Annotated in this window: 9 protein-coding genes; all 9 read right to left on the bottom strand. The window is 66.5% G+C overall.

Going from position 1 to position 9,448, the window contains the following annotated elements:
- Entirely contained in the window at positions 1 to 807 is an 807-nt protein-coding gene (locus tag BLR51_RS11460; protein WP_089847013.1) for a phage tail protein, read from the bottom strand.
- 4 nt (positions 808 to 811) lie between these two features.
- The gene (locus tag BLR51_RS11455) at positions 812 to 1,765 is read right to left on the bottom strand and encodes a phage adaptor protein (protein ID WP_089847011.1); all 954 of its coding nucleotides are present in this window, start codon (positions 1,763 to 1,765) and stop codon (positions 812 to 814) included.
- A gap of 6 nt (positions 1,766 to 1,771) precedes the next feature.
- On the bottom strand, positions 1,772 to 2,539 hold the full coding sequence (locus tag BLR51_RS11450; protein WP_089847008.1) for a hypothetical protein: 768 nt from the start codon (positions 2,537 to 2,539) through the stop codon (positions 1,772 to 1,774).
- Positions 2,540 to 2,613: 74 nt separating this feature from the next.
- Positions 2,614 to 3,567: a phage major capsid protein gene (locus BLR51_RS11445; RefSeq protein ID WP_089847007.1), complete on the bottom strand. Its 954-nt coding sequence runs from the start codon at positions 3,565 to 3,567 to the stop codon at positions 2,614 to 2,616.
- 29 nt (positions 3,568 to 3,596) lie between these two features.
- Entirely contained in the window at positions 3,597 to 4,793 is a 1,197-nt protein-coding gene (locus BLR51_RS11440) for a hypothetical protein (RefSeq protein ID WP_089847005.1), read from the bottom strand.
- A gap of 75 nt (positions 4,794 to 4,868) precedes the next feature.
- The gene (locus tag BLR51_RS11435; protein WP_089847003.1) at positions 4,869 to 5,111 is read right to left on the bottom strand and encodes a hypothetical protein; all 243 of its coding nucleotides are present in this window, start codon (positions 5,109 to 5,111) and stop codon (positions 4,869 to 4,871) included.
- On the bottom strand, positions 5,111 to 5,623 hold the full coding sequence (locus BLR51_RS11430; protein WP_089847000.1) for a hypothetical protein: 513 nt from the start codon (positions 5,621 to 5,623) through the stop codon (positions 5,111 to 5,113). The genes BLR51_RS11435 and BLR51_RS11430 overlap by 1 nt, the downstream gene beginning before the upstream one ends.
- A 53-nt stretch (positions 5,624 to 5,676) precedes the next feature.
- A complete protein-coding gene (locus BLR51_RS11425; protein WP_089846998.1) occupies positions 5,677 to 7,896 on the bottom strand; it encodes a hypothetical protein in 2,220 nt (739 codons plus the stop codon).
- Between the two features lie 2 nt (positions 7,897 to 7,898).
- Positions 7,899 to 9,443 carry a phage terminase large subunit family protein gene (locus tag BLR51_RS11420; protein WP_089846996.1) on the bottom strand — a complete coding sequence of 515 codons (1,545 nt, stop codon included), beginning with the start codon at positions 9,441 to 9,443 and terminating at the stop codon, positions 7,899 to 7,901.
- Positions 9,444 to 9,448 lie beyond the last annotated feature (5 nt).

The raw sequence follows: 9,448 nt of genomic DNA, 5'->3' as shown, positions 1-9,448 counted from the left end.
TCATGTCCGCACCAGCCAATTCACGCCCACCACGGGCGGGATGATGTCGACGGGCGCGCCCTCGCCTGTCGGGTCGACGGTCACGCCGGTGGTGCTGGACGCGTTTGTGCCGCCCGCCGTGGCGCTGTCTACCGAGACGCCGGTGGTCGCCTCGTCAATCGTGCCGCCGACCGTCGCCGGATCGACGGTTGCGCCCGTGGCCGCGTGGTCCGTCGCGCCGCCCGCCGCAGCGCTCACCTCTGCGCCCGCCGCAGCGCGGTCCGGAACCACCGTTGCCGCGCCATGGGCATGGCCCGGGTCTGTCAGGCCGTGGGTGTGTTCCGTCTCCGTCAGCCCGTGGCTGTGCCCCGGATCGATGACGCCATGGGCGTGCGGATCGCCCGTAAACGCATGGGTGTGGCCCGGATCGGTGATGCCGTGGCCATGCGACGGAAGCTGCGCGACCGTCAGCGTCACCTGAGGGGCGCCGCCAAACGCGCCAACCGCCGGAGCGCCCATGCCGCCAGTCCCCATGGGCAGGCGGCCCTGCAGGTCAGGCAGGCCAAAGCTGTCTTCGGTCTCGCCATAGGTGCCGCCGAGCATCGCATAGAGCGTGGGATAATCGGCCTTGCGGTGAAAGCTGCCATCGCAGAACAGCCAGCCGCCGCCGTTGGGTGCGCTGCTGGCCAGGGTCGCCTGCAAGCTGCCGGTCGGCGAGAGGCTGGCGCGGACGGCGTCAATCACCTCTTCGAGGTTGTCGCGGTTGGTATCGTAAACCCGCGTACGGCGCCGCAGGCGTTCGAACTGGGGAATGGGAACCTCGGGCATCGCGTCAGCTCACCAGCCACTGACCGGGGCCAAGGGGATAGGTGCCGAAGTCGCACTCCCCACCGCCCAAACGGAAATCCCGCGCGCCGCCACCATCCTCGGCGAGCTTCATCTGCAGCTCGTCCTCGTATTCGCTGGCCCGCTCCGCATAGGGCAGCCCAAGGGCGCGCTGCAGGTGCCATGTCATGCCAAGCGACAGGAGATAATCGTCGCTGAACACGGGCGTGTCAGTGTCCGCGCAGAACGCCTCGCGCCGGACCTGCGGCAGCGGGCCCTGTCTGGTCGAGGGCACAAGGCGCTTGAGGACTTCCTCGGGCTCGAGCGGCCACTCGGAAAGGTCATAGCCAAGCCCGCCTTCATCATAGCGGCCAGCCGCAGGCGACCGGTCCTGCACCAGCGCTGTGTCAGGCAGCTTGAGCCAGCCATCGCGGGGCACGATGGGCGCCACCGTCTGAAGCGGCGAGGAGGACAGGTCGAAATCCCCCGCCCGGATCGTCGACACAACGGGGTAGCGGCTGACATACTCGATGGTCACCAGCTCCTCCGTGGTGGGAGTCGGATCGATCCAGAGCACGTTGTTCTTGATCCGCCAGCCGTGCGGCGCGACATTCGTCTGCCCGCCATAGAGCCACCAGGACCACATCTGCGGCGTCGCGGGGCCAATAAGACCCATCGGCCAGCCCTCGCGCTGCTCTGTGTTGGGGATGAACTTCAGGAGATCGGGAGGCAGCTCATAGGCATAACGGCCCGGCTGCAGCGCGAAGACCCATGTGGAATGGAACTCTGACAGCCCGGCCCAGCGGGACCGGCGCAGATAGTCGCGCAGCACGTCGTTCGCCGCCGTGCGCAGAATCCGAGCCACGCGGTCATTGCGGTTCGAGAACAGCGAAACCGGCACGGGCGCCGTGGCGTCCCGCTCTGCCGCTTCCTTGGCGATATCTAGGATCGTGCGCGCCATGGCAGCTTACTCCGCAAGCGGGTCCGGGTCGGTGTCGCCAAGATCGTCCCCACCCGTGGCGATGTCACCGCCCGCCAGAAACCCATCACTGTCGTCCAGCTCGTAGGGCACGTCCTCCGCCTCGGCCTGGGGCAGCGGCTGCGGCGATGAGGTGCGGGACTGCCCGCCCCCGGCGCGGGACAGCGCGTCATTCTCCGCCTGCAGCCGGATGTTGTGCTGCTCCAGACGTGCAAGGCGCTGCTCCATGGTCCGGAGCGCGGCCAAGGCCTTTGTCTCGCTGTCGGCGGCCTCGATCACGCCCTTGCCATCCTCGCGCGTGGCCAGCCATTTCAGCGCCACCTTGCGGGCCCGGCTGACCTCCATGCCGTGCTGCGCCGCCTGATCGTCGCTGATCTCCTGCAGGTCCTCCACGCAGCGCAGGCCGACCAGCTCGAGCTGCAGGATCTGCGAGCGGGAGATCCCGGGCAACTCGGACAGCGGTGTGCCCTGCGCGGGCACGTCCTCGAACTGCGTGAAGAGCGCATATTCGCGCGGCCACAGCCGGGAGGCTTCTTCGGGCGAGGTGTAACGGTGGACGATGGTTTTCGGATCGCCCTTCGGCTGCTTCGCGACGCAGAGCCGATTGACCAACTGGCCGTTCTTTTCGGGATCGACCGACTGCACGCGCAGGCGGGTCCAGAAGAAAGCGATGTTCAGGCCGGATTTTGCACCGACAGGGCCCATATGGGACGAAAGATCGCTGTTGGTCAGGTCACGGGAGAATTGGGGGGTCATAGGGGAAGTGTCCTGCTGAGATCGCGGGGGAAAGGAAAAGGCCGGAGCATCCCTGCCCCGGCCAGGCGCCTGCCTTATTCGGTCAGGATGCCGTTCAGCATGCGGTTGTCGCAGATCCAGTTGCCCATCCCGGCAAGGATGATGGTGTCCGAGTCTTCGGTCAGCGGACGGCGCGGGCCGCCCAGCACCACGTTGTTCCGCTTCTTGTGCATGATCAGCTCGATGGTGTTCATGTTCAGAAACTTCATGCCGGTCGGAGCAAAGCCGCCCAGACCGCCATCCGCCACCACCGGCGCGGTTTCGAACATGAGGTTCGAGAAGCCCGCCGAGGCGAGGCGCTTGTCCATGAAACGCTGCTGCGCCTGCAGGGCGCCCGAGAAGGTGGCGTAATAGCTGTTGTCGGCCACGATCAGGTTCACCTTGTCGGTGCCCCGGTTGGTTTCGAGGAAAAGCGCCAGCATGTCATCATAGATGTTGGCCTTGCTCGCCCCGCCTGTCGCCCGGCGCTGGCTGTCCCACCAGCCATAGGTGGTGGAATTGATGCCCCCGACCGTGGAACCGGCAGCGCCGCCCACCAGCAGCTCCATGCCGCCGAATTCCTTGCCGCCCGCTGCCGTGCCATCGCCATGCGCGGACTTGTGCATCTGGTTCTTGATGGTCTTCTCGGCGTGCATGGTGCGCGCGCGCATCATGTCGATGACCTGTTCCTGGCCATCGTTCTGCAGCATCTCAAGGCCGGAGATGGACACGCCGCAGGCATACTGCTTCCACGGGAATTCCGCAGAGGTCAGGACTTCCTGCCCGGCGACATTCAGCGCCTCGCGCCCCGTATACCACTGGAAGTTCTCGTTTTCCTCGCCCACGAGGATCGGCGTGGTGATGGTGCGGCCACCGCCGATGGTGCGCATCCGCTTCCGGCGGCGCACCTCGTAGTAGAAGATGTTGTTGCGCGAAACGGCGTCAGCGATGTTCTTGCGGCGATGCGCAAGCGTCGTGGTCATCACCTCGCCCCAGTTCGGATTCGCCATGGTTTACCTCATCAGCGAGTCCCGCAGCGTCACCCGTCGACCGACCTGTTCAGCGCGTGACGGATCACGTCTGTCAGATCGGCGTCCGCAGCGAGTGCGGGGCGACGGCTGGCACCCTGGCCCGTTCCGTCAATGCTTGTGCTGGCGCGCTTGGCCCGTTCGGCGGCGGCCGCTTTCCGTTTGTCCCCCTCTGCCACCTCCGGCTGCGGCTGTGCGGCGGGATTGCCGAACATGCTGCGGAATTCCGTCTCCGCCTCCCGGTAGAAGCGGTCGATGTCTTCCACCGTCACCGCTTTCTGGGTCTGCTGCCGCTGCGCCTGTGCCTTGCGCGCGATATGCCCCTCCAGCTCGCGGAAATGCGGACGCCGGAGCGTGCCGTCGGGATTGCGTTCGGTCACAAGGCTGGTGAGGGCCGTCTGCACGTCCCGCTGCTGCTGCATCTGCAGCGTATCGGGGCCGAAGGCAGGGCCGCCGCCCTCAAGACGGCGCTTCAGATCGGCATTCTCGCGCTTGAGGGCCTTGGTCTCCTCATCCGCGAAAATGTCGTCGTCGCCCTCCTCCTCGGCCTTCACCAGCTTGAAGCCATGCAGCTTCGCGGCATTGCCCAGCACCTCGCCGATCTTGTCCGGGCTGGCGGCCATCTCCTGCGCGGCCCATGCCAGATATTCGTCCGGCTTCGTGGAGGCATATTCGGCAAGCTGCATCAGCCGGACCGACATCTGTTCGGGTGTGGATCCGAACCGCTCCATCTGTCCGCGCGCATAGTCGGACTGGAACGGCGCCATGATCCGCTCGGCATCGGACAGGCGGCGGGTCAGCTCTGCCCGGCTGGCTTCAGGCACGTCGCGCAGAAGCTGGTCCATCGGCGCGGCGGTCAGGTCGGGGGCGTCGTCGCCGGTCTGTTCCGGGTCCGCGGCGTCCTCGGCCTTCGCCTCGGCGTCCTCATCCTTGCTCTCGTCCGGTTTGGGCGCCTTGCCCTCCCCGCCGGTCTCCGCCTTGAGCTGCGCGTCGGAGGCAAGCTTGCTGCCCTCCTCCTGCGGCACGCGGTCATCACCCGGCGCGTCCTCGATGGGGGCCTGATCGAACCCTGCATCATCGTCTTGGTCATCGGCATCGACGCCCTGCGCGGCCAGCGCCTGACGGATCACGTCGCTGGTTTCGTCTTCGCCCTCGTCGCGATCCGCGAAAATGTCATCGTCGAACTGGTCGCTGTCTTTGCGGTTCATGGCCCGGTTCCTTGCTGTGGGGTGGTGGTCTTGCGGGGCTCATCCTGCCGCCCGCCCCGCCGCCTGTGCGGCGAGTCAGGCCTTGCGCTGGTGGCTGGAAAGCTGATGCGCGTGCATCGCCGTCAGGCAGGCATCCTGCAGGTGACCCCGGCTCTGGTGCCGGGCGCGGGCCGCGTCTCCGGGTGCGCTGCGGAGCGCAATGGCGCTGTCCAGCGCCGTCATGAAGGCCATGGCGTGCCGGTTCAGGCTTTCGCGCAACCGGCGTTCCTCGTCGGTCTCTCCTGACCGTTCGGGCAGAATGTCGGAGTTGCGGCTCATCAGTTCACCTCGTCCATGCCGTCAGTCTCGATCTCGGTGCCCGCATCGAGCGTTCCGGCCTCGTCGACACGCTCGGGATTGGTCACGTCAAAGCCCACACGGTTGCTCAGATACTCAGTGTCCGTCTGCCGGATATCCGCGATCAGCTGCCCGACGCGCCGCTCTTCCGCCCGGTGCTCGGTCCAATGATCGTCCGGGGCCCGCACGCCCGCGTCATAGTCGACCAGCCCGTTCCGCCGCATGTAGTCGCGCCTGTCATTGCGGCTGCCGATCACGTCATCCGTGGTGCGGTTGGGTTTGAACGGCTCGAAGGCGGGCGCAAGCTGGGGCGCTGCAAGGTCAGCGCGCGGCGGGCGTGACGGGCGGCAGTTATGCGGCAGGGGCCGATCCGTCCGGTGCCAGCCCCCGCAGGTCCTGCACCTGCGCTTGCGGCCCGGCCCGCTGTCGCTGTCCCGTGGATCGGGCGCGCCGAAGATGCGCGCGTGGTCTCCCGCGTCGTTCCGATAGTGCATCAGGACACGCCTTTCAAAATCACCGCGCGCGGTTTCTGCGCTGAGGGCATGGGTCAGTTTCCTCGCGTATGAGATGCCAAGTTGTGCCGTTCGGGCGGGTTCGCCATGGTCTCGGCGGCCTTGCCGACCAGATCGGCCCCGACCTTGCCGCGCAGCTTCAGCTGCTCAAGCTCAAGCTCGTGCTTCTGCTCCATCTCCTGCAGCAGGCGGTCGGCCTCGGCCTTGATCTTTGCGACGGTGACCTGCGTGTCCTCGGGCGGCTCGCCTTGGGGCTCGTCTGGCAGGGAGGTGATGAGCGATTCCAGCGTGCGGCTTTTCGGGAAACCCCGGACGCCGAACAGAAGCAGCTCTTTCACGGTCTTGTAGTCGAACTGCCCGGTGCCCGCGAGCGGGGCCAGCTCTGACACGAAGGTGGCGAAGGCGGACAGGAACTCGATGCGCGCTTCCTTATCGGCCTGCTCGTCGGCAAGGACCGTGGATTGCGTCTCGATCTGCACGGTGATCTTGCGGCCCCAGTCGCTGCGCAGCCGGGCGACAACCGTCTCAATACTGGCCTCCGGAATGTGCTGGTCTTCTGGCGGCTCGGGCGCGGGCGGGACCGGCCCCTGATAAAGCCCCTGCTCGGCCTGCTGCTGGATCATCTGATGCGCCTGCATCAGGGTCTGGAACTGCGCCTGCAGCGCCTCCTGCCGGGCGAGCATGATCAGCCGCTCCGCCTCCGTCACCTGCAGGTCGAGCTGGCAGATCTCCGCGATGGTCTCCAGATCGAAATGTTCGAGCGCAATCTCGACCATGATGCGCAGCATGTCGCGGGCAAAGAACGCCATGCGCTTCTGTCGTTCGGACAGGCGCAGGCCCGCATAGCGGCCCTTGATCTGCTGGGCGGTGGCGGTCTCGCTGGGGTCGGAGCTGGCGCGCATCACGTCGGACACGCCCGAGGCCTCGAACATGGCATCCTTGGCCTGCTCGCGCATCTGGGCAAGCGCTTGCAGCGCGCGGATCATGGCCTCGATGGGCAGCCACTGGATCAGGCTGGAGCTGCCGCCCTTCTCGATCAGCCCCACCCAGTCCGATACGGCAACCATCTCGTTTCTGCCGCTGAGGAGCTTCTTGACCTCCTGCTGCATCTGGCCGGGAAACAGGCCCGAGACGGACAGCGCGTCGAGGATGGTGCGCATCTTCTCGGTCGCCACGTCGATCTCGGTCGCCCGGCGCTCGTAATACTTGATGTCGGGCCGAGGGGTCATCTGCTGGCCCTTGGTGGTGGCCAGAAGCGGGCGCGGGAACGGAAAGAAGCGCTCAAGCCCCAGCGGATCGGGTTGCTTGTCCAGCACGCCCTGCTTGTGGTTCGGGCTCCACCAGACCACTTCCTGCGACTCGCGCACCCAGATTTCCCACACCGGGGCCGTGGCGAAGGGTGACGGCGTGGCGGTGCCGGTGGCGCTGTCCGCGCTGGCATCGGCGCGGTCCTGATCCTCGTCGGAGATGCCCCGGGATGCCTGCTTGAGCCCCAGATCGTCGAAGGTCATGGCAGCCGCCGCCTCCTCGCCGAAGCGCTCCTTCACCTTGCGGTGGGTCATGGGCACCTCGATGGCACCCCACGGGGCCTGTTCGAAGCTGGTCGACGGCGCGAAGGTCAGGCGCTGCCATTCGACCGGGCGCGCCTTCACCTCCTCCTTGATCTTGACGGGGGTCTGGCCATCCTCCGCGAGCCCGAGCTCTGCCGTATAGATCGCGCGGGCCTGTCCCCGGCCTGCGATGAGCCAGTCATCGCGGGCGCCCTCCATCGCGATGTCGAACCCGTCCGCATCGACCATGAACTCGGCAAGGCGCTGGCAGACCTCTGCGGCATGCAGTGCGACGGGATCCTTGCGCCCGTCGCCATGGAAGCGGCGCCGGGCGACCGGCTGCGGCGTGTCGGAATAGATCAGAGGGCGCAGCACATCGATATTGGCGTGGATCAGCGCGGTCTTGTCGGTGATGCGGTTCTGCTTGCTGGCCGCCTCGGCATCCCCGCCCTTGCCGGGATCGTTGTCGGGGCCAAAATACAGGCGCTCGGCCTCCAGCGCCTCGCTGCGCCAGCGGTTCTCATAGATCAGCGCCGCCCGGATCTGTTCGTCCCAGAAGGTGTATTCCGGATCCGGGCCCTGTGTGCCGTCCTCGTCCTCCTCGGGCAGGTCATGCAGCATCTCGTCGCGCACCAGCTCGTGGGGCACGGCATCGCCATCCGACCCCACGGATGCGGTCGGCACGATCTCTCGGCGGTCAGCCATGATTACCAGTCCTCGGGGCGTTCCTCGTCATGCCGGGACCATAGATCGTCGAGGGTATCGCCGTGCGGCGAGACTTTGCCCTCTGGACGCCTGCCCTCGATCATGCGGTCCAGGAACCGGCCAAGCAGCGTCGCGGCGTCAACCGTGTCGTCATGCCGTCCGGTGGGGAACTGCATCAGCTCCTGTTCGAAAGCGTCCACGAAACTCAGGAACTCGCCCGAGATTTTGTCCCGCTGCGGCAGATACATCTTCCCCATTGACGCCATGCCAAGCAGAGAGTGCGCGCGCTGCTCCTTCGAGGTCGAGGAGGTGATCTGCGTGCGCTGCACGAACACGCGCTGCTGGCGCATCATCATCTTGAGGAAGGGGCCGACGGACTTGATGATCTGGCCCTGTTCTTCCACGGCGCGGATCGGCTTCCACTTCTTCACCAGCCGCAGGAACTCCCGCACCCACTTGTCGGCCTCGCGGCGCCCGCGCCAGCCGTCCAGCAGGTAGATGTTCCAGTCCGGATCGACGCCCCAGACCATATGCACGGTGTAATCCGGATCGGGCGCCCCGGCCTCGTCGGTGGTCGCATAGTCCGAGCTGATGTAGATCTGCAGCGACGTGCGGTCGAGCGTGCCGGGGTTGAAGCGGGCGGCGAGGTGCTCTGCGGTGAACATGAGCCCTTCCTCGGGGCTCGGGTGCTGTTGGAAGAGCGCGGACCAGACCCAGCCGCCGCGCTTGCGGATGCCGCCCAGCTCCTTCTCGCCAAAGGCCTCGGGCCACAGCCAGTCCCCGATCTCGCGTCCCAGCGGGTCATCGTCCCGCTCGGCCACGGCAGGCAGGGACAGCACGAACCATTTCTCGCCCGTCTCCCGGTCGCGATACCAGCCGGTGCGCCCGTCGAAATCGATGGGCAGGATCCGTCCCGCCGGATCATCCATGTGCCAGCGCGTGAAAATCATCAGCTGCTTGCGGCGGCCCTGCAGGCGGGACAGCAGGTCGGTGCGATAGGTCTCCCATGCCTCGTCCCGCATGTGCGGGCTCATGGCGATCTTCCGGCCCTTGATGATGTCGTCCATGATCAGCCACTCAGCCGGGTTGCCGTGCTGGTTGCCGCCGAACATGCCGAAGGCGTTGTATTCCCCGCCCTGTGCGGTGGCGAAAGCCTCCTTGGCTGCGGTGTCGCTGGACAGCGAAACCTCGGGCCATGGCCAAGCCGGGTTGCGCATGTAGCCGCGCACCTTGCTGCCGATCTTTTTCGCGTAGCGGTCGGTATGGGCCACGCCCATGACCGGGGATTGCGGGTGCCGACCGATGACCCATGACGGAAACAGGTGACTGAACAGCGTCGTCTTGACGTGCCGTGGCGGCATGAACACCATGGCCCGGTCCACCACATCCTCCTCGATGCGCTGCGCAAGGCGGCAGGCGAGTTTGACATGCGCGGGGGGCTCGAAGCCCGTCATGCGCATGTAGTAGCGCAGGAACGACTTCTGCGAGGCCCGCCTGTCCTCCTCCTCGAGCAGTGCGAGGTATTCAAGATCCGCGCCGTCCGGCAACTGGG

Source organism: Salipiger marinus (genome assembly GCF_900100085.1).
Taxonomy (GTDB): Bacteria; Pseudomonadota; Alphaproteobacteria; order Rhodobacterales; family Rhodobacteraceae; genus Salipiger; species Salipiger marinus.
The sequence above is the reverse complement of the archived record's forward strand: the minus strand, read 5'-3'. Positions and strand labels throughout refer to the sequence as shown.